The organism is Pseudomonas sp. 58 R 3 (assembly GCF_900006605.1).
GTDB lineage: Bacteria > Pseudomonadota > Gammaproteobacteria > Pseudomonadales > Pseudomonadaceae > Aquipseudomonas > Aquipseudomonas salomonii.
The window spans coordinates 1-24,272 of the sequence record NZ_CVTT01000055.1; the positions used below are offsets into that span (position 1 = coordinate 1).

General features: G+C 62.4%; 18 protein-coding genes and 2 pseudogenes. 14 read left to right on the forward strand and 6 right to left on the reverse strand.

Going from position 1 to position 24,272, the window contains the following annotated elements; all coding sequences use genetic code 11:
* Window positions 1–159 (reverse strand): annotated as a pseudogene (locus BFP92_RS32085) (AraC family transcriptional regulator); the annotation flags it as partial.
* 90 nt (window positions 160–249) lie between these two features.
* Between BFP92_RS32085 and inhA the strand changes: the two are divergent.
* Window positions 250–930 carry an isonitrile hydratase gene (gene inhA / locus BFP92_RS15795; protein ID WP_065930251.1) on the forward strand — a complete coding sequence of 227 codons (681 nt, stop codon included), beginning with the start codon at window positions 250–252 and terminating at the stop codon, window positions 928–930.
* 198 nt (window positions 931–1,128) lie between these two features.
* On the opposite strand, the gene BFP92_RS15800 is transcribed toward inhA, so the two are convergent.
* A complete protein-coding gene (locus BFP92_RS15800) occupies window positions 1,129–1,758 on the reverse strand; it encodes a LysE family translocator (RefSeq protein WP_065930252.1) in 630 nt (209 codons plus the stop codon).
* A gap of 510 nt (window positions 1,759–2,268) precedes the next feature.
* Here BFP92_RS15800 and BFP92_RS15805 point away from each other — a divergent pair.
* From BFP92_RS15805 to BFP92_RS15860, 12 genes are read left to right on the forward strand one after another with little or no spacing between them, the layout of a single operon-like run.
* The gene (locus tag BFP92_RS15805; protein WP_065930253.1) at window positions 2,269–3,708 is read left to right on the forward strand and encodes an undecaprenyl-phosphate glucose phosphotransferase; all 1,440 of its coding nucleotides are present in this window, start codon (window positions 2,269–2,271) and stop codon (window positions 3,706–3,708) included.
* Window positions 3,708–5,168: a mannose-1-phosphate guanylyltransferase/mannose-6-phosphate isomerase gene (locus BFP92_RS15810; protein ID WP_065930254.1), complete on the forward strand. Its 1,461-nt coding sequence runs from the start codon at window positions 3,708–3,710 to the stop codon at window positions 5,166–5,168. Before BFP92_RS15805 ends, BFP92_RS15810 begins: the two co-directional genes overlap by 1 nt.
* 1 nt (window position 5,169) lies before the next feature.
* Window positions 5,170–6,081: a glycosyltransferase family 2 protein gene (locus BFP92_RS15815; RefSeq protein WP_065930255.1), complete on the forward strand. Its 912-nt coding sequence runs from the start codon at window positions 5,170–5,172 to the stop codon at window positions 6,079–6,081.
* Window positions 6,082–6,110: 29 nt separating this feature from the next.
* Entirely contained in the window at window positions 6,111–6,887 is a 777-nt protein-coding gene (locus BFP92_RS15820; protein ID WP_058420822.1) for a polysaccharide biosynthesis/export family protein, read from the forward strand.
* 14 nt (window positions 6,888–6,901) lie between these two features.
* Window positions 6,902–8,893, forward strand: coding sequence for a GumC family protein (locus BFP92_RS15825; RefSeq protein WP_065930256.1), 1,992 nt, complete (start codon window positions 6,902–6,904; stop codon window positions 8,891–8,893).
* The gene (locus tag BFP92_RS15830; protein WP_065930257.1) at window positions 8,893–10,083 is read left to right on the forward strand and encodes a glycosyltransferase; all 1,191 of its coding nucleotides are present in this window, start codon (window positions 8,893–8,895) and stop codon (window positions 10,081–10,083) included. The genes BFP92_RS15825 and BFP92_RS15830 overlap by 1 nt, the downstream gene beginning before the upstream one ends.
* On the forward strand, window positions 10,073–11,401 hold the full coding sequence (locus BFP92_RS15835) for a beta-galactosidase (RefSeq protein WP_065930258.1): 1,329 nt from the start codon (window positions 10,073–10,075) through the stop codon (window positions 11,399–11,401). Before BFP92_RS15830 ends, BFP92_RS15835 begins: the two co-directional genes overlap by 11 nt.
* Window positions 11,402–11,409: 8 nt before the next feature.
* Window positions 11,410–12,627, forward strand: coding sequence for a glycosyltransferase family 4 protein (locus BFP92_RS15840; RefSeq protein ID WP_065930259.1), 1,218 nt, complete (start codon window positions 11,410–11,412; stop codon window positions 12,625–12,627).
* Window positions 12,618–13,721: a glycosyltransferase family 4 protein gene (locus tag BFP92_RS15845; protein WP_065930260.1), complete on the forward strand. Its 1,104-nt coding sequence runs from the start codon at window positions 12,618–12,620 to the stop codon at window positions 13,719–13,721. Before BFP92_RS15840 ends, BFP92_RS15845 begins: the two co-directional genes overlap by 10 nt.
* Window positions 13,718–15,151: an O-antigen ligase family protein gene (locus tag BFP92_RS15850; RefSeq protein WP_065930261.1), complete on the forward strand. Its 1,434-nt coding sequence runs from the start codon at window positions 13,718–13,720 to the stop codon at window positions 15,149–15,151. The genes BFP92_RS15845 and BFP92_RS15850 overlap by 4 nt, the downstream gene beginning before the upstream one ends.
* Before the next feature lie 2 nt (window positions 15,152–15,153).
* Window positions 15,154–16,563, forward strand: a complete 1,410-nt coding sequence (locus BFP92_RS15855) for a lipid II flippase MurJ (protein ID WP_065930262.1) — start codon at window positions 15,154–15,156, stop codon at window positions 16,561–16,563.
* A gap of 22 nt (window positions 16,564–16,585) precedes the next feature.
* On the forward strand, window positions 16,586–17,641 hold the full coding sequence (locus BFP92_RS15860) for an acyltransferase family protein (RefSeq protein WP_065930263.1): 1,056 nt from the start codon (window positions 16,586–16,588) through the stop codon (window positions 17,639–17,641).
* 107 nt (window positions 17,642–17,748) lie between these two features.
* Here the strand turns inward: BFP92_RS15860 and BFP92_RS15865 are convergent, their stop codons facing one another.
* The 4 genes and pseudogenes from BFP92_RS15865 to BFP92_RS15875 all read right to left on the reverse strand — a co-directional run bounded on the left by BFP92_RS15865 (window position 17,749) and on the right by BFP92_RS15875 (window position 21,683).
* On the reverse strand, window positions 17,749–18,336 hold the full coding sequence (locus BFP92_RS15865; RefSeq protein ID WP_056858813.1) for a DUF4174 domain-containing protein: 588 nt from the start codon (window positions 18,334–18,336) through the stop codon (window positions 17,749–17,751).
* Window positions 18,337–18,513: 177 nt separating this feature from the next.
* Window positions 18,514–19,134, reverse strand: coding sequence for a glutathione S-transferase N-terminal domain-containing protein (locus tag BFP92_RS15870; protein WP_065930264.1), 621 nt, complete (start codon window positions 19,132–19,134; stop codon window positions 18,514–18,516).
* 13 nt (window positions 19,135–19,147) lie between these two features.
* Window positions 19,148–19,249: pseudogene (locus BFP92_RS31280) on the reverse strand (GNAT family N-acetyltransferase); the annotation flags it as partial.
* 76 nt (window positions 19,250–19,325) lie between these two features.
* The gene (locus BFP92_RS15875) at window positions 19,326–21,683 is read right to left on the reverse strand and encodes a DNA polymerase II (RefSeq protein WP_065930265.1); all 2,358 of its coding nucleotides are present in this window, start codon (window positions 21,681–21,683) and stop codon (window positions 19,326–19,328) included.
* Window positions 21,684–22,007: 324 nt separating this feature from the next.
* On the opposite strand from BFP92_RS15875, the gene BFP92_RS15880 reads away from it, so the two are divergent.
* The gene (locus tag BFP92_RS15880; RefSeq protein WP_065930266.1) at window positions 22,008–24,230 is read left to right on the forward strand and encodes a TonB-dependent receptor; all 2,223 of its coding nucleotides are present in this window, start codon (window positions 22,008–22,010) and stop codon (window positions 24,228–24,230) included.
* Window positions 24,231–24,272: the final 42 nt, after the last annotated feature.

Sequence of the window (24,272 nt, forward strand, 5' to 3'; positions counted from 1 at the left end):
CACCGGCGCGTCCTGCGCGGCGACCACCGAGACCGCGTAAGGCAACGCCAGGCCGCGCTGGCGCGCCAGGTCATTGGTCGAGGCGAACACCTGCAACGGCCCGGTCACGTCGAGCACTTGGGCATTATCGAAAGCGAGAACGTGAATGATCCGGGTCATGATTGGCGTGATTTGTGGGTTCAATGGCGTATTCGCCAAAGCCTAGGCCTCTACAGTGAAGCCGTCCACCCCTTTATCGGAGCTTGATTCATGACCTTGCAGATCGGCTTTTTGTTGTTTCCCGGCATCCAGCAACTGGACCTTACTGGCCCCTATGACGTGCTGGGTTCGCTGCCGGATGTGAAGCTGCACCTGGTGTGGAAAGACCTGGCACCGGTCACTTCCAGCACCGGTTTGGTGTTCACTCCGACCATGACGTATGCCGACTGCCCGCGCCTGGATGTGATATGCGTGCCCGGCGGTTCCGGCGTCGGCGCCTTGATGGAAGACCCGCAAACACTCGACTTCCTCAAAGCCCAGGCACAGACCGCCCGCTACGTGACCTCGGTATGCACCGGTTCACTGGTGCTCGGCGCGGCCGGTTTGCTGCGCGGCCGCAAAGCCACCACCCACTGGGCCTACCACGACCTGCTCGCGCCACTGGGCGCCATCCCGATCCAGGCGCGCGTGGTGCGTGACGGCAACCTGTTCACCGGTGGCGGGATTACAGCGGGGATCGACTTTGCACTGACCCTGGCCGCCGAGCTGTACAGCGAAGCCGCCGCACAGCTGGTGCAGTTGCAGATCGAATACGCGCCGGCACCGCCGTTTGACGCGGGCAGCCCGGACACCGCGCCCAAACATGTGCTGGAGGAAGCCAACAAGCGCACGACGGAATCACGTCGGGTGCGCGGTGAAATTGCGGCGCGTGCGGCCGCGCGGCTGGGCTAGGCGGTGGGTCAGGCAACCTGTACTTCGCCAGTGCCGCCGCCTTCGCAGCCTCGCCGGGGCTCGACAGCTCCCACAGTTGAACTGCTGCGCTGGTGGGATTTGCGCTTGCCGCGATGGCCCTGCGAACTGAGATCTAACCAACACAGCCGATCCCCTGTGGGAGCTGTCGAGCCCCGGCGAGGCTGCGAAGGCGGTGGGTCAGGCTGGCCGGGACATCAGCGCCAACCGCGCCGCCAATAGCATCAGCACGGTCGCCAGGCCCCATTTCTGTAGGCTGGCGCTGTGGCGACTGCCCGCAAACACTCGGCTGATCGCCCCGCCAAAAATGCCCAGCAAGGCATGAAAAACTCCGGCGATCAGGGTCAGAACGCCGCCCAGCACCCACAGCTGCATGGCGATGGAGCCCGCCTCGGGCCTGACGAATTGGGGCAGGAACACCATGAAAAACAGCAACGCCTTAGGGTTGAGCACACTGTTGAGCATGGCCTGCACAAACACGTGCCGCAAATGCACGCGACGGACCTGGGTCATGTCCAGGCCGGTGCTTTTTTGCAAGGTCTTGAACACCAGCCACAACAGATAGATCACCCCGGCGTAACGAATCAAATCAAACGCCGGCGGCCAACTGGCGGCCAAGGCGGTGACCCCGCTGGCCGTCAAGGCGGTCAGCAACACGTCCGCCACGCAGATCCCCAGGCTCGACGCCACGCCACCACGCCAGCCATAACTCACGCCGTGGCTGATGACAAATGCCATGTTCGGCCCCGGTGACAGCAGCAACAGCAAAACAGCGCCGGAAAAAACCGCGAGGGTTGCCAGGTCGATCATGCTCAAACCGTCCGCCAGAGAAAGCCCGCAGGTTAATCGTTGAACCCTGCGCAAACAAAAAATTGTGCTGGATACATTTCTACCCTCTGTAAAAAATATTCGCCTCCAAGGCCTTGTTTGCTGGCAGTGCCGTGCCGTCTTTGTCCCCTTTTTCTGCCCCTTTCAAAAAAGGTTTACTCATCGGGCAGGAAAATTCCCATATTTGTTCCTACACTCAAAATCACTCCCCATGACCGAGTGCATGAACAAGGAAGGTCAAGAACATGACATATAAAAACACCTACCAACGTGTCTGGAATACCACCTTCGCTCCACAGTCAATTTTCTGACTAAGCCAATAAAAGGAACACTCCTTTAGTCACTGCCCCTGCCAATTTCCTCCATTTGGACGGTTGCACGTGGATGAAATAGTTGCGTTTTACCCAGCATAGCCGTCGTTCGATTTGCCCTCTTATCAAGCAGGGTGAAGTAGTCGAACAGAGAGTCTGGAGTGCAATGAGGGATGTTGTTATGCGAGAAAAGTCGTCAGTCGATAGCCTGTTTCTGACCCGTGCTGGATTTGTTGAATTTTTTGTTGTTTTCGTCAAGTTGGTACATGGCCTGACTGCGATTTTGCCGCCGCTGGTGCTGGTGTTGTTCCTTGACCCGCTGGCCTCCGAGATGCGTTCCCACTTTCTCGGTCTGCTGCTGTTTTTCGCAGTCCTGAGCATTATTCTGTTTCAGGCCCTGGGGATTTACTCCGAAGAGCTGTTCAGCAATCGCCTGCGCCTGCGTACCAGCATCGTCGCCTGGTCAGCGGCGTTCTGCATCTTGCTGTTCATGTACCAGATCCTGCAGTTTTTCCCGCAATTGACCCCGCGCAATCTGGTGGTCTGGTACATCGCCAGCCTCGGTTTGTTCTGCGCTGAACGCCTGTTGATGCTGCGCCTGTATCGCAACCTGATGCGCAAGGGCAAGTACCTGCAACGCACAGTGATCCTGGGCTTTACCGACACCGCCGTGCATGTGGCCGACCACCTGCAACGCAATGGCGATATCCGCTCCGGCCTGATCGGTTTTATTGACGACCGCACCGAGCGCATTCCCAAGGAATTGAGCAACCTGCCCTTGCTGGGCAATACCCGTGACCTGGAAAAACTGATCCGTGCCGAGCAGGTCAACCAGGTGATGATCTGCCTGCCGTGGGCCGCCGAGCAGCGTATTCACGGGCTGGTCAACCGCCTGCGGCAGATGTCGGTGAATGTGATGCTGGTGCCCGACATGGCCGCCCTGCGCTACGGCCACAGCCGCATCACCGACGTGGGCGGCATCCTGATGTTCAATACCTCGCAGTTACCGTTGCGCGGCTGGTCGCCCTTTATCAAGCGCTGTGAAGATTTACTGCTGGCCAGCCTGGCCCTGGTGGCGTTGTCGCCGGTGATGCTGCTCACAGCCATCGCCATCAAGCTCGACTCCAAAGGCCCGGTGCTGTTCCGCCAGAACCGCTATGGCTACAACGACAACGAAATTCGCGTGTTCAAGTTCCGCTCGATGTTCACCGACCAGAGCGACTTCACCGCCGAACAACAGACCACCCGCAAAGACCCGCGCATCACCCGCGTGGGCCGCATCATTCGCAAAACCAGCATCGATGAGCTGCCGCAGCTGTTCAACGTGCTGCTGGGCAATATGTCCATGGTCGGCCCGCGCCCGCATGCCACGGCCACCAAAGCCGCAGGCATTCCGTTCGAAGTGGCGGTGAGCGAGTACAGTTCGCGCCATCGCGTCAAGCCAGGCATCACCGGCTGGGCGCAGATCAACGGCTATCGGGGCGAGACCGATACCCTGTTCAAAATCCAGAAACGTGTCGAGTACGACCTGGAGTACATCTCCAAGTGGTCGGTGTGGTTTGACTTGTACATCGTCTTCATGACGGTCCCGGCCGTCCTCTCCACCAAGGAAGTCTATTGATGAACACCCTCAACGGATTAATTCCCTGCATCATTTCCGGTGGTTCGGGTACGCGGCTGTGGCCGGTTTCGCGGCAGAACATGCCCAAGCCCTTCATGCGCATGCGTGACGGCCAGAGCCTGTTGCAAAAGACTTTCCAGCGCGCGGCCAAGTTGCCCGGCGTGGAAAGCGTGCTCACCGTGACCAACCGCGACCTGCTGTTTCGTACCCTGGACGACTACCGTGGGGTCAACAAGGCCCACCTGCCCCTGGACCTGCTGCTCGAACCCTTCGGGCGCAACACCGCAGCGGCCATCGCCGTGGCGGCCTTGCATGTGCAGGAGCATTTCGGTGACAGCGCACAGCTGCTGGTGATGCCCGCCGACCATCTGATCCTCAATGAAGTCGCGTTTGCCGAGGCGGTGGCCCAGGCCCGCGACCTGGCTGAAGCCGGCTACCTGGTGACCTTCGGCATCCAGCCCGATCACCCCGAAACCGGTTTTGGCTATATCGAAAAAGGTGACGCGCTGGGCACCGGCAACCGTGTCAAACGCTTTGTCGAGAAACCTGATCTTGCCACCGCGCAAGCCTACCTCGACGGCGGCAAGCACCTGTGGAACGCCGGCATGTTCTGCTTCAAGGCCGGCACCCTGGTGGACGAACTCGCCGCCCATGCCCCCGAGGTGCTGACCGCTGCCAGAGCCGCTTTGGAGCACAGCCATGGCCTGCAAAACAAAACCTCACGCCAGCGCGAACTCGATGCGGATGCATTCGGCAGCGCGCCGGACATTTCCATCGACGTGGCCTTGATGGAGAAGTCCAAGCAAGTCGCCGTGGTGCCCTGCGACATCGGCTGGAGCGACATCGGCTCCTGGGAAGCGCTGCGCCAGCTCACGCCCAGCGATGCGCATGGCAACCAGGTCAATGGCGAAGCGATTTTGCATGACGTGCACAACTGCTATATCGACTCGCCCAAGCGCGTCCTCGGCGCCGTCGGCGTGCGCGACCTGATCATCGTCGACACCCCCGATGCGTTGCTGATCGCCGACGCCAACCGTAGCCAGGATGTGCGCTACATCGTCGCCGAACTCAAGCGCCAGAACCACCCGGCGTTCAGCCTGCACCGCACCGTTACCCGGCCGTGGGGCACCTACACGGTGCTGGAGGAAAGCAGCCGCTTCAAGATCAAGCGCATCGTGGTCAAGCCCCAGGCTTCGCTGTCGTTGCAGATGCACCATCACCGCAGCGAGCACTGGGTGGTGGTCAGTGGCGCCGCGCAGATCACCAATGGCGAGCGTGAGTTTTTGATCAATGCCAATGAATCCACCTACATACCGGCCGGGCACAAGCACCGCCTGACCAACCCCGGCATCATCGACCTGGTGATGATCGAAGTGCAGAGCGGCGAGTACCTGGGCGAGGACGACATCGTGCGCTTTGACGACATCTATGGGCGTGCACCGGCAGAAGTGAAGAAGTGACATGCGCACCTCGTTGATCATCCCGACCCGCAACGCGTCCAGTCACTTGGCGCGACTGCTGCCTGCGCTGCACATGCAGACGCTGCAACCGGACGAGATGCTGGTGGTCGACAGCGCGTCCAGCGATGACACCGTGGCGCGCTTTCGCGAATTCGGCGCTCGGGTCGAGGTGATCGACGCACGTGATTTCAACCACGGCGGCACACGCCGCTGGGCCAGTGAGCAGGTGAGCGGTGAGGCACTGATCGTAATGACCCAGGACGCGATCCCCGCCGATGCCGAAACCTTCGCCAACCTGCTCGATGAATTGCAGCAAGGCCCGCTCACCGGCGTGGCCTACGGGCGCCAGTTGCCGCACCCCGGCGCCGGCGTGCTGGGCGCACAGTCGCGGCACTTCAATTACCCGGACCAAAGCCGCACCAAGCGCATGGCCGACGCGCCCACGCTCGGGATCAAAACCTGCTTCAGTTCCGACTCGTTTTGCGTGTACCGACGCAGCGCCCTGCAGGCCGTCGGCGGCTTCCCCGCCGATGTGATCGGCAGCGAAGACGCCTACGTCGCCGCGCGCCTGCTGCTCGAAGGCTACACCGTGCGTTACGCCGCCACGGCGCGGGTGTACCACTCCCACGATTACCGACTCATGGATGAGTTTCACCGCTACTTCGACATTGGCGTGTTCTACGGTCGCGAGCCGTGGATCCGCCAGGCGTTCGGCGATGCCGGCGGTGAAGGTAAACGCTATGTACTGGCTGAGCTCGCGGCATTGCGCGCAGCCGGTGCATTGCACCGCGTGCCCGAAGTACTGGTGCGCAGCGCGTTCAAGTTGCTCGGCTACCGGCTGGGCCATCTGGAACGTCGGCTCCCCCTCGCCCTCAAGCGGCGCATCAGCATGTTCCCCGGTTATTGGAGGTGAGCATCATGACCTACAGGAAGTCCCCCTTGATGAAACGAACCTTGCTCGTCCTGGCCATGATGGCGTTGGCCGCCTGCAATACGCCCGCACGCATCGTCCCGCCGGACGACCAGACCGTTGAAGACGGCAAGCGCGCCCTCGACCAGCTTGCGCAACTGCCACCGGCGGTGGAGCGCATCCGCATCGGCGACCAGTTGCGCATCGTGCGCGATGCCGGGGAAATGCCGACGCTGTCGGCGTTCAACGTCAGCACCATCTATGAGCTGACGCTGTACACGGTGCAGACCGACGGCAAGATCAATTACCCGTTCCTGGGGCCGATCCAGGTCGCCGGGCGCCAGCCCTCGGAGCTGGCCACCGAGCTGAGCAACAAGCTCGCGCCGGTGTATCGCGAACCGCGGGTGACGGTGAACATCAACCAGGCACCCGGCAACTCGGTGATCGTCGGCGGCGCGGTGAATAACCCCACCGCCGTGCAACTGGGCACCGCCAACACCCTGGAGCAAGCCATCGTCGGTGCCGGTGGGGTCAACCCGTCGGGCAACGCGAGCATGGTCGCGCTGCTGCGCGAAGATGCCCAGGGCGCCTATCACGCCTACTTCCTGGATTTCAGCCAATACCTCAAGCCCGGTCCCAACGGACGTAAACCGGTGCACCTGCAACGCGGTGACGTGGTGTTCGTGCCCAAATCCAATGTGGGCGAACGCATCCAGGGCGTGGATACCTACTTGAACCAACTGATCCCGTTCACCAAGTCGATCGGGGTTGGCTACAACTACACCCGAACCAGCGGCGGCAATAACTGAAGGAGCGACATCCCATGATCGAGATCCGTTCTTTTCGTGATCTTCTGCGCCTGTTCTTCATCTTTCGGCATGAGTTCAAACTGGCGGCCATCGCGGCGCTGGTGATCATCCTGCTGGGGGCCTTTTTGCTGCCGGCCAAGTACGAATCCACCGCGCGCCTGCTGGTCAAGCCGGGGCGTGATTCGACCTTGCCGATCGAGATCAGCAACCGCCAGGCCATCGTGATGCCCAGCACTCAGCGCGACCCGATCGTCGACGAAGAGCGCCTGCTGACCGGGCGGCCGATTGTACGCACGGTGGCCGAGCATTACCTGGAAGTGATCGCCAACGCACCGCCGCCGGAAGGCTTCTGGAAGCGCACCAAGTACTACGTCAAGGAAGGTGTGGGCGCGGTATTCGACGGGATTCGCGTGGTACTGGAAACCGTCGGCATCCTGGAAAAGACCACCCCCGTGGAGCGCCTGGCCGCCAGCCTGGAGAAAAACTTCGAGGTCAGCCACGCCGTGGGTTCCACGGTGATGGATATCAGCTTTCGCTGGGGCGACCCGGAAATTGCCCAACAAGTGGTCAAGGACTGGGTCGAGACCTACATCGCCGAACGCACCCAGGCACTGGGCCGCAAGAGCCTGTATGCCTTCTACGAGGGCCAGGTGAACACCAGCGCCACCGAGATCAAAAGCTACAAGGAGCAGATCCTCAAGCACTTGAACGAGATCGGCGCGGCGAGCATCACCGATCGTCTGGAAGACTTGTCCGAGCGCATCAATGTGCTGCGTGGCGAGACCTTCAACACCACGCGCCTGATCGCCTCGTCCGACAGCGCGATCCAGAGTACCCGCGACCAACTCAAGGGCCAACCCAAGGAAGTCACCACGGTGCGTCAGATCGCACTGAACCCGCAGCAACAGGATTTGCGTCGCCTGCTCAACCAGAAGCTGCTGGAAAAGGCCGACATGATGCGCACCTACACCGATAACGCGCCGCCGGTCAAAGCCCTGGATGCGTCGATTCGGGCGATGCAGGCGCAGGTGGCCGGTGAAAGCAACACGGTGCAAAGCTCGGAAAACCGCGCGCCGAACACCCTCGAAATTCACTTGCAGCGCGTGCTGCTGGATGAGTCGAGCAATAACCTGGCGCTGCGCACCCAACTGGTTCAGCAGCAGAAACAACTGGTCAACCTTGAGGCGCAACGCAAGGAGGCGCTGGAGATTGAACCGGAACTGACGCGCCTCTCCCGCGAGCTGAGCGCCACCGAGCGCAACTACGCGCTGTATGTGGACAACCTGGAAAAATCGCGCATCGACCGTGAGCTGGACAAGAGCCAGATCAGCAACATTGCAGTGATCGAAGAAGCCACCCTGAACCCAGGCCGGATCTTCCCGAAAACCCTGCTGATGCTGCTGTTGGCGATTCCGTTCTCGATCGTCGTCGGCCTGTTGGTGATTTACCTGTGCTACCTGCTGGACCAGCGCATTCACGACGGCGGCTTGGTGGAGCGCAAGTTCGGCCTGCCGCTGTGGACCACCTTGCCGGAGCTGGACACCAGCACCGCGCAGGGTACCAACGCATTCAATGCGAGCATTTACCGCCTGTATGGGCTGCTGCAGTTGGAACGGATTGCCGAGCACGGCATGACGTTGGGGCTGACCTCGGCACGCCATGGCGAGGGTGTGAGCTTTGTGGTCGAACAACTGCGCCAGTTGTTGCAAGAGAACGGCATCAACGTGCGGGTCGGCGGCGCGCAACCGGCGGCACCCGGCGAGCTGGTCCTGCTGGATGCCTCGGCGCTGCTGGATAACCGCGATGCCTTTATCAACCTGCGCCGCGCCGACCTGATCGCTTTGGTGGTGGAAGCGCAAAAAAGCACCGTGCCGGTGGTGGAACACGCGCTGTCGATCCTCAACACCGCGTTCGGCAAGGTGGACGGTATCATCATCAACCGGCGCAAATTCGAAGTGCCGGCCAAGGTGCTCAAAACCATCGCCAAATACCGGGGAGCGTTCTGATGCGCATCGCCCTGCTCGCGCCTTTGCCGCCGGAAAAAAACGGGATCGCCGACTACGCGAACCATTTCAAGACGGCCTTGGAGCAGTTGGGCGTGACGGTGGCGACACCGTTGAGCGGCGTGGAAGGCAGCACTGCCGCAATCCAGCAGGCGATCGCCGGGTTCGACTGGCAACGCGTGGACCTGGTCCACGCCGAGCTGGGTGGCGGGCGGTTGGGGGAGTTCCTGGCCCTGCGCGAGTTGCGCAAGGCCCATCCCACGCTGCCGCTGACCGCCACCGTGCATGACCCCGAACGCATGGTCTGGCGGCGGGAGCACCTGCCCTTTCCACTCAACCTGCTGGAGCGCCTGCCCAGCCCATTGCCGCAAGCGGCCGTGGTGCTGGCCGACCCGCTGACCTTGCGTGAAGAACGCCAGGTCGCCCAAGGCCTGACGCGGCTGATTACCCTCACCCGCCTGGGCGCCGATTGCTTGTCACAGCGCATGCAACTGCCGGCCGGCAAAGTGGCGGTGATCAACCACGCCAACCTGGCGATTGCGCCGGCACCGTTGCCCTCGCTGGACACCTTGCACCTGCTGTATTTCGGTTTTATCTACCGTGGCAAAGGCATTGAAGACCTGTTGCAGGCATTGGCCGATGCCTTCAAGCAAGCCCCCGAATTGCGTGACCGTGTGCGCCTGACCCTGGCCGGTGGCACCGCCGCCGAAATGGCGTTTGGCGCAGGCGGTAATTACCTGGAACAGTTGAACCGCCAGATCGCCGACCTCGGCCTGGCGGGCGCCATCGACTGGCGGCTGAACCTGCCGGCCGGCGAGATCGCGCAGACGATCCAGGCGCACCATGTGATGGTGCTGCCGTACCGTGAATCAAAAAAACTCGGCCTGCTGGGGCGCCAACGCGGCACCAGTGGTGCGCTGTCCTGGGCGGCGGCATGCGGGCGTGGGGCGATCACGTCGGATGCGCGCGCGTTTGCCGAAGAAGTCGCCAGCGGCAATGGTGCGATTTATCCCCAAGGTGATGTGGCGGCCTTGAGCGCACAACTGCAGCGCCTGGCACGCACACCAACCCTGGCCCGCGACTGGGCCGAGCGCGCCGCAGAAATCGGCCGTGAACGCCTGTGGCCATTGACCGCGCAGCAGTTCAAGCAGCTCTTCGAACAGGCCATTGCAGGAGCACCGTATGGCACCTAGACGCACGTGGTTAGCCACCCTGGCCGTGGTCGCGGCCATCGGCCTCAGCGCCTTTATGTGGGGGCGTCAGGCTGACGCCGAAAACCATGTGCTCAAGGGCAACAAGGTGGTGGTGTGGAAGGACTTTCTGGGGGTGAACGCGCAGTTCCTGTGGTTCAGCCCTACGCTGTATCAACTGCAAATCGACCGTCTCAAGGCCCTGGGCCTGCAATGGGTGCGCCTGGATCTGCATTGGGACCAGTTGGAGCCCGTTGAGGGCCAGTATCAGGTCGCGACCCTGGATCAGTTGGTCGCCAACCTGCAAACCAACCAGCTCAAGTCGGTGTTCTACCTGGTGGGCTCGGCGCCCTTCGCTACCACCGCGCCGGTCGGTGCGCCGTATCAGGACCAGTACCCGCCCAAGGATTCTAATGTGTTCGCCAACCGCATGGCGCTGTTGTCGCAACGCTACCCCAGCGTCGATGCCTGGCAGGTGTGGAACGAGCCTAACCTGCTCGGCTTCTGGCGCCCGGTCGCCGACCCCGCCGGCTATGCCAACTTGCTGACCGTCACCGCCGCCGCGTTGCGCGCAGTGGATGCGAACAAACCGGTTGTGGCCGCAGGCATGGCGTTCTTCAGCGAGATGCCCAACGGCCAGACCATGCTCTCGGCCCTTGGCGCGCTGGGCGTGGCCAGTTTGAACACGGTGATCTCCTATCACCCTTACACCCAACTGCCCGAAGGCAACGACCCCTCGAACCTGGACTTTATCGCCAAGACCACGGCGCTCAACCAGTCCCTGCGCGCCGGTGGCGTGCACACCCTGTGGAGCACCGAGTGGGGTTGGTCGACCTACCCCGGCCCCAAAGACGCCCAAGACCTGATTACCTTGCAGGGCCAGGCCGATTATGTAGTGCGCCGCGTGGCGCTGATGAGCGCGATGGATTTCGACAAGATCTTCCTGTTCACCTTGAGCGACCTCGACCAGCGCGCCAGCGTGCGCGACCAGTCTTACGGCTTGCTCGACATCGACGCCAACCCCAAGCCGGTCTACACCGCCTTGAAGAACTTTCTCGACGTCAGCGGCCCGCAACTCACACCCGGCGACCCGCCCGCCGCCGATCAATTGCCGGACGGCTTGTTCAGCATCGGCTGGACCCGCGCCGACGGCCACAAACTCTGGTATTTCTGGTCGGCCCAGGGCGGCAACGCGCACTTGCCCGGCTTGACCGGCGCGACCCTGTACGACCCGCTGCGCGGCACGCAAACCCCGCTGAGTGGCAACGGCGGCCTGACCGTACCGGTCAAGTCGAACCTGCAAATTCTGTTATGGGATTGAGGCCTGCCATGCGCATTTTATGGATCCTGCCCTACTCACCCTGGCCCGCCACCAGCGGCGGCAAGACCCGCCAGTTCCACCTGCTGCGCAGCCTGGCCGCGCGTGGGCATCGGATCACCCTGCTGCTGCATGACAAGCACCCGGTGTCGCTGACCGACCGCCAGGTGCTGGAAGCCTTCCTTGAGCAAGTGATCATCCTGCCGCGCCGCCCGCTGCGCAGCTTCAAGACCCTGGTGGCCGGGCTGCTGGCGCCCTACCCGCTGCTGGCGAGTGTGAATGGCCTGTCGGCGGGCTTGCAGGACACTTTTCAGCAACTGCTCAACGAGCATTGGGACGTGGTGCAGATCGAGCACACCTACACCTTCCAACCCTACGAAGATGCGCTGGCGCGCAAATCCCAGCCGTTCGTGCTGACCGAACACAACGTGGAGTCGGCGTTGGGCGCCGCCACCTACGACCGCCTGCCGCGCTGGGCGCTGCCGTTCATTCGCTACGACCAATGGCGCTACAGCCGCTGGGAACACCGGGTGATGCGCCAGGCGGCGCAGGTGGTGGCGGTGACCGAAGCCGACGCGCAAGTGCTGGCTAAAATCGCCGGCAAACCGGTGCCGGTGGTGGTCAATGGCGTGGACTGCGATCACTTCGCCGCCGCCCATCCCGACCCGTCGACTCAACGCGTGTTGTTCCTCGGCAACTATGAGTACGCGCCCAACGTGGACGCAATCGAGTGGGCGCTGGATGAAATCCTCCCCAAGGTCTGGGAGCGCTGCCCACAGGCGCGCATGAGTGTCTGCGGGTTCGGCATGCCCGGCAGCTGGCGCGAGCGTTGGAAAGACCCGCGCATTGAGTGGCAAGGGTTTGTGCCGAACCTGTTGAACCTGCAATCGAGCTGCTCGGTATTCCTGGCGCCGCTGCGCCATGGCGGCGGGTCCAAATTGAAAGTGCTCGAAGCGCTGGCCGCCGGGTTGCCCCTGGCAAGCACCGAGCAAGGTGTGTCGGGCCTGGACCTGGTGGAAGGCCTGGACTACCTCGGCGGGCAAAGTGCCGACAGCCTGGCGGATGCCGTGGTGCGCCTGCTGCAATTTCCCGAGGCCGCCGCGCCCATGGGTGAAGCCGGCCGCGCCTATGTGCGCCGTGCCCATGACTGGAGTGTCGCCGCCAGCCAGCTGGAGCAGGTGTATGACTCACTGGCACCGCTCAATCAAAAGGAGCCCCTATGCGTGTAGGCCTGGATTACCGCACTGTCGGCACCTCACCGCAATCGGGCATCAGCCGCCAGGTGTATGCGCTGGAAACAGCCTTGCGCACTTTGCCCGGCATCGAGCTTGAGCGCTTCACCGTGGCGCCGCTGGGCGATGAAACGCGCTTGCAGGCCCACTGCCCGGCGTGGGGCTGTGCGAAGACGGCCATGCATCAGCCACAGAATCGCTTGAGGTTCGAGGCCGGTTTCCTGCCCAGGGCCTTGCGTGAACAACAGATCGACCTGTACATCAGCACCTTCAATATGGGCCTGCCACTGCCACCCAAGCCCAAAGGCTTGCGCACCGTGGTGCTGCTGCACGACCTGTTCCAGATCACGTTGAACAACTACCACGCCAACCGTTTAAAGGCGTTGATCTACAAAACCAGCGATCGCCTGTCGATCAGCTATGCGGTGCACAGCGCCGACCGGGTGTGGACGCCGTCGCAGTACAGTGCCGATGAAACCACGCGGTTGTTCCCCAAGGCTGCTGGCAAAGTGCGCGTGCTGCCCAATCAGGTCGATGGTTTTATCGAACTGGCGGCGGACCTCACCGCGCGCCGGCTGCCGCCGCGTTACTGGCTGTTGGTGGGCACCCGCGAACTGCGCAAGAACGTGCCGTTTCTGGTGGAGGCCTGGCAACAGGCGCGCAGCCTCTCCCCCGCTGTACCGGAGCTGGTGTTGGTCGGCAGCCTCGACCACCTGCCCGAAGCCCAGCGCAGCCTGCCGGGGATTCGCGCCTTGAGCGGCGTGTCGGATGCCGAGCTGCACGCCTTGTACCGCCAGGCCACGCGCCTGTGGCAGCCGTCCTATGCAGAAGGCTTTGGCTTGCCGGTGATCGAAGCGCTGAGCGTCGGCACGCCGGTGGCGGTGGCCAGCGGCACCTCGCTGGATGAAATCACCCCGCCGTCGGCGCCGCGTTTTTCGCCCACCGATGGCCCGGCGCTGGTGCAATTGATGCTGGGCCTGAGTGATCAGGCGGATGAAGACTCACCCGAGCAACGTCGGCAATGGGCGCAGCGTTACAACCCGCTTGCCTATCGCCAACGCCTGGCCGAACTGATCGAGGAATTGAAATGAGATTCTCCCTGGCAAGCCTCGTCGCCATCCTGTTCGGCCTGCTGTTTGGCGCCCTCGCCTTGATGCTGTCACCGGCCAAGGCGTTTCTCGCGGTGATCGGCCTGGCCGCTGCGGTGACCATTTTGCGCTTCCCGTTCTGGGGCTTGCTGCTGTTCGCCGGGATGGCAACCTTTATGCCCTACTCCACGCTCAACCTGGGTATTCGCAGTACGGTCAGCGAAGCCATCCTGGCGCTGACCTGGGGCGCGGTGCTGTGGCACAGCTTTCTGGCCCGCGTGCCGGCCACACCCAGCCTCACACGCCGCCCCACCGACCAGATGCTGCTGTGGCTGATGCTGTTCAGCGTGTTCCCGTTTATCGTCGGCCAGGTCACCATTCACGCCGACAGCAGTGGCGTGGCGAACTGGCTGCGCTGGTTGCTGAACCTGTCGGGGGTGTTTCTGGCCGCCAAGTTGCTGGTGGACCACAAGCACCGCGAATCGTTGGTGATCGCCCTGTTGCTGGGCACCCTGGCGATGCTGGTGCTGTCGATTGCGGTGTTCGTGCGCACCCGCTCGGGCGCCGGCATTGCGCCGGTGCTGGCGCTGTTCAATTACGGCAACTTCGACACCCTCAAATTCGGCCTGGAGGCGATGTCCTCGCGCATGGGCTCGCCGTGGATGCACCCGAATGCCATCGGCGGGATCATGGCCCTGCTGCTGCCCTTGGCCTTCTGCTTCGGCATGACCGAACAGGGCTGGAAGCGTGGGTTGGGCCTGGGCGTGGCGTGCCTGGGGGCCGCCGCCTTGCTGCTGGCCAGTAGCCGTGGGGCGATGGTCAGCCTGGCGTTGGTGCTGATCTGGATGGCTACGCGCCGCGTGCCGTATACCGGCCGCTTGTTGATGATCGGCGCGGCGCTGACCGTGGCGCTGGTGATGGCTTACCCGCCGTTGCAGGACCGCCTGGCGACGATTTTCTCCTCGGATAACGCCAGTACCGAAATCCGTTTCGACGAATACCGCATGTTCCCCCAGGCGGTCGCAGCCTACCCGTTCGGCATCGGCTTCAAGGTCGACCCGCCGGTGCCGGGCACGCACTTTCTGGGGATCTCCAACCTGTGGCTGAACTACGTCTACAAGATCGGCATTGTCGGCATGCTGTTGTTTATTGCCGTGACGGTGCGCTGGTGGCGTGAAGCGCGCCCGGAAAAAGGCCCGATCCGCCTGACCAAAGACAACGCGCTGTGGCTGGGCAGCACGGCCGGGATTCTGTCGGCGCTGGTCAGCGGCCTGTTTGACCACTACTTCAGTTTTGCCGTGGTGATGGTGTCGCTGTTCTGGCTGATGGTCGGCATCAATGTACTGGAGGCCCGCCGCCTGTTTCCGGGTCGCCTGCCGCAGGTCAAGACCGTGGTGTACCGCAAGCCGCTGCTTGACGGCGTGCGGCCTTAATCATGCTCGGCTCTGCCGTCTGGCTGACGCTTGCGACCTTGCTGGGTCTGTGCCTGGGGTTCGCCCGCGAATGGCTGCTGGTGGCCGCGTGGGGCGCCGGAGAACGCAGTGACGCCTTCCTCATCGCGCTGTTTTTGCCCGAGGCGTTGCGCATGTCGTTGGCCGGTGGCGTATTGAGCGCCGCCGCGCTGCCGCTGTACCTGGCACGCAAGGACGGCGAGCGCCTTGACTGGCTGGCAGTGCTGTTCCCGGCCTTGATGTTGATTGCGCTGGTCACAAGCCTGCTGCTGACGTTGCTGGCGCCGTGGCTGGTGCAATTGCTCGGCCCGGGGCTGGCGGCCAGTGCCACGGCGCTGGCCGCCGGCAACCTGCAAATCGTCGCGTGGTGCGTACCCGGCTTGATGCTGCATGCGCTGTTCAGTATTCCATTGCAGGCCAGCGAGCGGTTTGTGCTGGCGGGGTTGGGCTCGTTGCTGTTCAACCTGCCGCCGGTGACCTACCTGGCGTTGGCGGGCACGGCCACGCAACCGCATGCCCTCGCCTTGGCGTGCCTGGTCGGCAGCCTGTTGATGCCGCTGGCGTTGCTGCCGTCGCTCTGGCGCCAGGGCTGGCGGCCGTGGCGCTGGCAACTGTCCTTTGCGCCGCTGCGCGAGCTGGGCCAGCGCATCGGGCCGCTGTTACTGAGCAATGGCGCCAGCCAGGGCCTGGCCTTGATCGAACGGCTGGTGGCGTCGCTGCTCGGCGAAGGCGCGGTGACCTGGGTCAACCTCGCCCGCAAGCTGATGAACCTGCCGCTGATTGCGCTGATGAGCCTTAACCAGGTGCTGCTGGGCATGATGAGCCGACGCCAGGGCGATGAGCGCCTGGCCCTGCTCAAGCGCGGCCTCGAAACCGCCAGCGTGCTGACCTTGCCGGCCGGTGTTGGCCTGGTGGCGGCGGCGCCGAGCCTGGTGGCCCTGCTGCTGCCCAAACAATCGGCGGACTCACCGTTGCCGCTGCTGCTGGCCTGGTTTGCCGTGCCGCTGGTGTTCGGCGCCTGGAATGCCTTGCTTGCGCGTTATGCCTACGCCGCCGGCGATACGCGCCAGCCGCTGCGTTGCGAGCTGCTCGGCAGCCTGGTCAATGTGCTGCTGCTGGGCGTGCTGCCGTTTGTGTTTGGCCTGGCGGGTATTCCCTTGGCCGCACTGGCCGGTGTGATATGCACCGCACTGCTGCTGATGCAACGCCAGGCATTACTCAATGCTTTGCCCTGGACGCGGCATTGGCTGCTCAGTGCGCTGATGATGAGCCTGGCGGCGCTGCTGCTGTTTCCAATTCAAGGCGTGTGGCTGCAACTGGGGTTAAGCACCCTGGCCGGCGCCGTGGTGTTGCTGGGCATGGGGCTGTGGCTCAAGCCATGGCGCAAGGCATGAACGATCGGTCGGGGGCAACTGGATGAAACATCGTTGGATTCAAATGGATATCGCCAAGGGCATCGGCATCCTGCTGATCGTGTACGGCCACAGCTGGTTCGTGGCCAACTCCCTGGAGTTGCAGTATCCGATCATTGCTTCGTTCATATTGCCGCTGTTCTTTTTCCTCTCCGGGGTGTTCTTCAAGCCCGAGCAGCCCTTTGTCCAAATGGCAGTGCGCAAGGCCGATGGCCTGCTCAAGCCGTTTTTCTTCACCATGCTGGTGTACGTGCTGGTGCGCGATGTACTGCGCGGCCAACCGCTGCTGCCGGATGTCGGCGGCGTGTTGTATGCCTCGGTGGACACCATCCCCTGGCAGGCGCTGTGGTTTCTGCCGCACTTCTGGGTGGCGATTCTGTTCAGTTGGCTGATGCTGCGCCTGATCCAGCGCCTGAAGCTGTCACTGCCCGTCAGTTGCCTGCTGATCGTGGTGCAACTGCTGATCGGCATCCGGGTTTTGCCGTGGTTCTGGCAAATACCGGTGACGGTCGGCGGGCAGACCTGGACCCTGCCTGGCTTACCCTTCGGCCTCGAGATAACCCTGATCAGCAGCACTTACTTCATCTACGGCTACCTGCTGCGCGACTGGCTGCGCAGGCATGAAGGTTCGCTGCTGACGCTGGTGATTTCGGTGGTGTTGTTCGCCGCAGTGTTCCTCTACAGCCACGACACCATGGACCTGGCGCAGCGGCGCTACGACCATTGGCTGTGGACCAGCCTGCTGGCGGTGATTGGTGTGTACGCGAGCTGGTCACTGGCGCGGGTGCTGATGGCATCGGCGGTCATCACGCGGGTGATGACGTACATCGGGCAGTCCACTTTGATTCTGTTGATTTTTCATGGAGAAATTCAGCATAAGACCGTTGACCTGATGGAGCGCGTGGGCCTGCATCCGTTGCTGTCGGCGTGCATCGGTTTGGTGGTGGCGGTGGTGGTGCCGTTGCTGATCGGGGAAGTGATCAAGCGGGTGGCGTTGTTGCGGTTTTTCTACTTTCCGTTTCCGGTGCGTAAGGCGCCGAAACCTTTGGAACAGCGCTGAACCCATGTGGGAGCTGGCTTGCCTGCGATGGCATCAACTCGGTTTACATGACACACCGAGGTGTCTGCATCCCAGGCAAGCCAGATCCCACATTGGCTCATGTATGTTCAATCATCGAGTTGTGAGGCAGCGGGTTTGCTGCCGGCCTTTGCAGGCTTGGCAGGTTTACCATTCTTGGCCGGCGCAGCTGCAGCAGCAGGCTCAGGCTCAGCCGGTGCGGCGAGGTCTTTTTCAGCCTGGGGCATCTGGTCAATGGCGCTGAAAAACTCCTTCAAGTCGAGGGTATCCGGCGGCACGGTCTTCTCGAGTTTCTTCTCACCGTCCTTGCCCACCAGGATCACCTTGGTGCCACTGCCAGCGCCCAGCTTGAGGGCACGTATCAGCGCGTTGGTCTCCGGCGGCGTGAGCTTCTTGTTGTCCTTGGCATCCTTGGCGAACTTCTCGCCTTCAGCGCCGATACTGCCGAACTTAACGGTGTAGAACACCATGTTGCGTTCTTCAAAGGACTGCTTGTTGGCAGGCTCGTCCAGCTGTTTCTTGAGGGTCGCCAATGTTTCGTTGCCGGAATCAAGTTCCACCACCACCAATGGGCGGGACTTGTTCAAGTCCTGCTTGAGTGGGTTGATATCATCCGCGGCCAACAGCGGCCCCGTAAAAGCCATCAAGGTAGCCAGGGTCAGCGACCGGATGAGCATGCGCACCTCCTTTGAATTCCATGCAGGGTTCTTGAGTTTCATGTCTGCGACAGTCAATTTCAAGGATGATTCCTACACCTCGTTAAGAAGCGTAGGTCAGTAAGCCTGCCACGCAAGGGCTCAAATGGGGTTATCAGTCATTGTTTCTTCTGATTGCGGAACCATAACGCGGCGTTCTTACTGCGGCCAATGACGTGCAAACACTGGCGCCACCACCGGGTCGGCATCCACCCGCGCCAGCGTTTGGGCAAAGCCTGGCGCGAGGTTGCTCAACGCCTCCCGTGCCGCGTCCCAGCGCGACACCGCAGCCGCCATAATGCCCAGGGCGTTCGGCACATTGCCGGGGGCGAACAACTGGTCGGCAAACTGCTCGGCGAACACCACCCAGGCCTGGTGCAGGTAACGGCGCGTGCCGCTGATCAATTGCGCCTGTGCGGCGTCATCCACATTACCCAGCCAGCGTTGCGGGTAGTCGATAATGCCGACCGCCGAATAGCAATTGGCGGCGATGTATACCAGCCCGCGCAGGATCTGCGCACGGTTGCCGGCAAGCAGCTCGGAGGCGGGAAATTCCAGGCCCAGGTGGATCAGGATCGCGGCGCTTTCGGTCAGCACTTGCCCATCGGGCGTCACCAACGTGGGGATTTGTTTAAGTGGGTTGATGCGTGCCAGGGCATCACTGCCTTCGCTGTCTTCCCAGGAACTGGCGTCGATTCGCCGCCACGGCACCGCGCAACGCTGCAGGGCGATTTCGATCATGCAGGAACCGGATTCGTCGATGCCGTAGAGCGTGTACATGGCTGCTATCTCCTTAGCGTTGCAGTTTGGCCTGCAAGTTGGCCTTCACCGGCGGCCATTGCGAACCGATGATGCTGAACCGCACCGAGTTGCGCTTGCGCTCGTCGGGCATGAGTCATGGGAAGCTGCGCCGTCTGAGGGTGTCATCAGAGGCCAAGAGTGCAGGCGCGCCCCACGCGCAGGCAAGCGTTTTAAAACAGGCCCATTTGCCCGCCGACCAGCGTGCCGAAATCATCATTGACGAACGGCAGGATCGCGTCGGCCACCGGCTGCAATTGCCGGGTGACGTAGTGGTCGTAGTCGATCGGCGCCTGGCGTACTTCCAGCGGCTGCGGGCCGTTGACCGTGATCACATAGCTGATCCAGCCGCCGCACTGGTACTGGCGCGGGCGCCCCAGGCGGTCGTTGTATTCATCCGCCAGGCGTGCGGCGCGCACATGCGGCGGCACGTTGCGCTCGTAGTCGTCGAGTGGGCGGCGCAGGCGTTTGCGATAGATCAGCAGGTCGTCGAGTTCGCCGCTCAAGGTACGCCGCACATAGTCGCGCACGTAGTCTTGATACGGCTGGCGATGGAAGATGCGCTGATAGAGTTCCTGCTGGAATTGCCGGGCCAGGGGCGACCAGTCACTGCGCACGGTTTCCAGGCCTTTGTAGACCATTTCTTCGCTGCCGTCGGTGCGTATCACCAAGCCGGCGTAGCGCTTTTTGCTGCCCTCCTCGGCGCCGCGAATGGTCGGCATCAGGAAGCGGCTGAAGTGGGTTTCGTATTGCAGCTCCAGGGCGCTTTGCAGGCCGAATTCGTTGTGCAAATGCGCGCGCCACCACTCGTTGACGTGATGCACCAGTTCGCGGCCGATGCGGCTGGCGTCATCCGCAGCATGCGCGCTGCCGAGCCAGACGAAGGTGGAGTCGGTGTCGCCGTAGATCACGTCATATCCCTTGGCCTCCACCAGTTCACGGGTCTGGCGCATGATCTGGTGCCCACGCATGGTGATCGAAGACGCCAGCCGCGTATCGAAAAACCGGCAGCCGCTGGAGCCAAGCACGCCGTAAAATGCATTCATGATGATTTTAAGGGCCTGGGACAATGGCGCGTTGTGTTCACGCTTGGCCACTTCGCGGCCTTCGGACACCCGCGCGACAATCGACGGCAGGCAATGCCGGGTGCGGGAAAAACGTGCACCGCGAAAGCCCTCTACCGACTCGCTGTCGTCCGGGTGCTTGAGGCCTTCGACCAGGCCCACCGGGTCGATGAGAAAACTGCGGATGATCGATGGGTAAAGGCTTTTGTAGTCCAGCACCAGCACCGATTCATAGAGGCCGGGACGCGAGTCCATCACGAACCCGCCGGGGCTGGCCTGGGGCGGTTTGTCGCCCAGGTTCGGTGCGACAAAGCCCTGGCGGTGCATCAGCGGCATATACAGGTGCGTGAACGCCGCCACCGAGCCGCCATTACGGTCGGCCGGCAGCCCGGTGACGCTGGCGCGTTCGAGCAGGAACTTGAGCAGTTCGGTCTTGGCGAAAATCCGCGTGACCAGCTCGCAGTCCTTGAGGTTGTAGCGTGCCAACGCCGGTTTGTCCTCGGCGAACATGCGGTTGATTTCGTCCATGCGCTGGTACGGCGTGGAGATGTCCTTACCTTCACCGAGCAGGGTTTGCGCGACATTTTCCAGGCTGAAGGATTCGAAACTCCAGGTGGCCGAACGCAAGGCCTCGATGCCGTCGATAATCAGCCGCCCGGCTGCGGCGGCGAAGTAGTGGTTGCGACTGCCATGTTCGCGCCAGGCCATGGCCTCACCGCCACGGCCAAGCAGCAGCGGTACGTTGAGACGCTGGGCATGTTCGTGGAGCACGCGCAGGTCGAATTGCACCAGGTTCCAGCCGATGATTGCATCGGGGTCGTGGGCGGCCAGCCATTGGTTGAGGCGTTCGAGCAGTTGGGCGCGGGTATCGCAATAGTCGAGCTTGAAGTCCACTGCAGCGGTTTTGTTTGGCGGGCCGAGCATATATACCTGACGCTCGCCGCAGCCTTCCAGGGCAATGGAATACAGATCGCCTTGGGCGGTGGTCTCGATGTCCAGGGACACCAGTTTGAGCGGCGGGCGATAGTCCGGCGCAGGTTTCATCTGCGCCTCAAGCAAGGTGCCGCTGGCATCCGGCGTACCGCCGAACCACACGGGCGCGGTGATGAAGCGCTCCATCATGTAACGCTCGGGCGGGCGCACGTCGCCTTCGTAAACGTCGACACCGGCGGCGCGCAGGCGCTTTTCCAGGTCCATCAACTGGCGGTGCTGGCGGGTGTAGAGACCCAGGACGGGACGATGGTGAAAATCGCACAATTGCAACGGGCGCAGTTCGATGTCGCGCTCGCCCTTGAGCAACCAGTCGAGCGGCTTGCGATGGGCTTGCGGGATAAACATCACCGAGGTTTGCACGGGTAGGCGCACACAGCGTGGGCCCTGGTCGGTGGCCAGCCAGAAACTGACCTCCGTGCCCGCCGCCGTGTCGCGCCAATGCCGGGTCAGGACAAAACCCTGCTGTAAATCCACCGTACCGCACCTCAGGAATCGCTTTCAGGGCGTGATTCTACTCGGCATCCGGGCAAACGCGATGGGCGATGGCATTAACCTTTGCGTTTGTACTCCGCGCCGGGTCCATCGCCCTTGCCCAGGCGGCCGAAGACGCGCCTGCCCAACGCACCTTTGCCGCCGCTGGTCGGCAGCTCGCGCCTGCGCGGACAACGATTTCACAAAACGGTTGCGAAATATTAATGACAATTACTATCATTCGCGCCGGAGTCCTATCCGCGCAGTGAGGAAGCGCAACGTTGTTGCCCTTTTCCTCACATTGACGGTTCGCCGTCCGGATCGACCATGCCCTCCTGCAACCAAATTTCTGCGCCGTTTCGCCCTACCCTGCTTGCCCTTTGCTGCTCCCTGAGCCTGGCTGCTCATGCGGCAACCCCAGATGCCAACAACCGCCCGGACGGCAATACACTGGAATTGGGGGCCACCACTATCAGTGCCGACGCACCTGCACCGAATGCATTGCCGCCGGTTTACGCCGGTGGCCAGGTCGCGCGCGGCGGCCAGTTAGGTGTGCTGGGTAACCAGGACATCATGGACGCGCCGTTCAGCATGTCCTCCTACACCGAAAAGTTGATCCGCGAGCAGCACGCGCAAACCGTCGGCGACGTGCTGCTCAATGACTCGTCCGTGCGCCAGGCGTCGGGCTATGCGAACCAGGCTCAAGCCTTTGTGATTCGTGGCCTGCCGCTCAATGGTGACGATATTTCGTTCAACGGTTTGTACGGCATTCTGCCACGCCAGATCATGTCCACCGATGCCCTGGAACGGGTTGAAGTGTTCAAAGGCCCCAACGCGTTCATCAACGGCGTCACACCCAGCGGCTCCGGCATCGGCGGCGGCGTCAACCTGCAACCCAAGCGCGCTGATGATGTGCCTTTGCGCCGTTTGAGCACCGATATCAGCAGTGATGGCCGGGTGGGTGAACACCTGGACATCGGCCAGCGCTTCGGCGAAGACAACCGTTTTGGCGCGCGGGTGAATATTTCCCAGCGCGAAGGCGACACCGCCATCGACGACGAAAGCCAGCGTTCGAAGCTGTTTTCGGTCGGCCTGGACTATCGCGGCGATGCCCTGCGGGTGTCCGGCGACTTTGTTTATCAGAAGCAACAGGTCAATGGCGGACGCAACACGGTGTTGCTCGGCAATGGGCTGACCCATATCCCGAATGCGCCGTCGGCCGACACCAACTACGCGCCGAACTGGGGCACCACCAGCCTGGAAGACACCTTCGGCATGTTGCGCGGCGAGTATGACCTCAACGATAACTGGACCGCCTACATCGCCGGCGGCGCCAAGCACACCAACGAGCTGGGCCGCTATTCGTCGGTGACCTTGAGGGACACACTGGGCAATGCCACAGTCAGCGGCTCGAACATTGCGCATCAGGAAGACAACACCAGCCTGATGGCTGGCCTGAACGGCAAATTCCAGACCGGCGCTGTCAGCCACAAATTGAACCTCGGCTTGACCGGCATCTGGACCCAAACCCGCAACGCCTTTGACTTTGCCTCCGGCAGCCAGCCGACCAATATTTACAACCCGGCCGATGTGAGCGCTCCAGCCAAAGGAGGCTTCACTTCCGGCAGCGACCTGAACGACCCTGGCATCACCGCCAAGACCTTCGCCCGCAGCGCGGCGGTGTCGGACACCTTCGGTTTTATGGATGACCGCTTACTGTTCACCGCCGGCCTGCGTCGCCAGGAGCTGGTGGTTCAGGGCTACGCCTACGGCACCGGCACACGCACGGCCAACTACGCCAAGGGCATCACCACGCCGGTGTATGGCCTGGTGTTCAAGCCGTGGGAGCATGTGTCGCTGTACGCCAACCACATCGAAGGCCTGGCGTCAGGGCCGACTGCACCGTCTACCTTCAGCAGCGCCATCGTGACCAACGCCAACCAGACGTTTGCACCCGCGCGCTCGAAACAGACCGAGGCCGGCGTCAAGGTCGACATGGGCACCTACGGCGCAACGCTGGGTGTGTACCGAATCGAGCAGCCGACCCAGGGTTTTTCCCAACTGAATGCGGACGGCACCGCGACCTTTGTCTTCCAGGGCGAGCAAGTCAACAAAGGTGTGGAGCTGAACGTCTTCGGCGAACCCGTCAGCGGCTTGCGCCTGCTGGGCGGCGCGACAATCATCCACACCGAAGTCAACGGCACGGCAAACGGCGCCAACGACGGCAACCGCGCCATTGGCGTGCCGTCCTTCCAACTTAATGCCGGCGTGGATTGGGATGTGCCGGGCCTGCAAGGCGTGAGCGTCAATGGCCGTATGCTGCGTACCGGCGGCCAGTATGCCGATGCGGCGAACAACCTCAGCCTGCCGGCCTGGAACCGCTTCGATGTAGGCGCTCGCTACAACTTCAAGGTGGCCCAGCGTGATGTGAGCCTGGGTGCCACGGTGGAGAACGTGGCGAATACCAAATACTGGGAATCGGCGCTGGGCGGTTACCTGACCCAAGGTGATCCACGTGTGGCCAAGTTCTCGGCGACGGTGGATTTCTAATACTCGATAACCTGGGAGTCAGCAGAGTTGCCCATCGCTGCC

What these genes read in the sequence shown, in the direction of transcription:
- BFP92_RS15810 (WP_065930254.1), top strand. Translation starts at nt 3,708, where the DNA reads ATGAACACCCTCAACGGATTAATTCCCTGCATCATTTCCGGTGGTTCG.
- BFP92_RS15860 (WP_065930263.1), top strand. Translation starts at nt 16,586, where the DNA reads ATGAAACATCGTTGGATTCAAATGGATATCGCCAAGGGCATCGGCATC.
- BFP92_RS15880 (WP_065930266.1), top strand. Translation starts at nt 22,008, where the DNA reads ATGCCCTCCTGCAACCAAATTTCTGCGCCGTTTCGCCCTACCCTGCTT.
- BFP92_RS15845 (WP_065930260.1), top strand. Translation starts at nt 12,618, where the DNA reads ATGCGTGTAGGCCTGGATTACCGCACTGTCGGCACCTCACCGCAATCG.
- inhA (WP_065930251.1), top strand. Translation starts at nt 250, where the DNA reads ATGACCTTGCAGATCGGCTTTTTGTTGTTTCCCGGCATCCAGCAACTG.
- BFP92_RS15830 (WP_065930257.1), top strand. Translation starts at nt 8,893, where the DNA reads ATGCGCATCGCCCTGCTCGCGCCTTTGCCGCCGGAAAAAAACGGGATC.
- BFP92_RS15800 (WP_065930252.1), bottom strand. Translation starts at nt 1,758, where the DNA reads ATGATCGACCTGGCAACCCTCGCGGTTTTTTCCGGCGCTGTTTTGCTG.
- BFP92_RS15865 (WP_056858813.1), bottom strand. Translation starts at nt 18,336, where the DNA reads ATGCTCATCCGGTCGCTGACCCTGGCTACCTTGATGGCTTTTACGGGG.
- BFP92_RS15870 (WP_065930264.1), bottom strand. Translation starts at nt 19,134, where the DNA reads ATGTACACGCTCTACGGCATCGACGAATCCGGTTCCTGCATGATCGAA.
- BFP92_RS15815 (WP_065930255.1), top strand. Translation starts at nt 5,170, where the DNA reads ATGCGCACCTCGTTGATCATCCCGACCCGCAACGCGTCCAGTCACTTG.
- BFP92_RS15840 (WP_065930259.1), top strand. Translation starts at nt 11,410, where the DNA reads ATGCGCATTTTATGGATCCTGCCCTACTCACCCTGGCCCGCCACCAGC.
- BFP92_RS15805 (WP_065930253.1), top strand. Translation starts at nt 2,269, where the DNA reads ATGCGAGAAAAGTCGTCAGTCGATAGCCTGTTTCTGACCCGTGCTGGA.
- BFP92_RS15825 (WP_065930256.1), top strand. Translation starts at nt 6,902, where the DNA reads ATGATCGAGATCCGTTCTTTTCGTGATCTTCTGCGCCTGTTCTTCATC.
- BFP92_RS15820 (WP_058420822.1), top strand. Translation starts at nt 6,111, where the DNA reads ATGAAACGAACCTTGCTCGTCCTGGCCATGATGGCGTTGGCCGCCTGC.
- BFP92_RS15850 (WP_065930261.1), top strand. Translation starts at nt 13,718, where the DNA reads ATGAGATTCTCCCTGGCAAGCCTCGTCGCCATCCTGTTCGGCCTGCTG.
- BFP92_RS15855 (WP_065930262.1), top strand. Translation starts at nt 15,154, where the DNA reads ATGCTCGGCTCTGCCGTCTGGCTGACGCTTGCGACCTTGCTGGGTCTG.
- BFP92_RS15835 (WP_065930258.1), top strand. Translation starts at nt 10,073, where the DNA reads ATGGCACCTAGACGCACGTGGTTAGCCACCCTGGCCGTGGTCGCGGCC.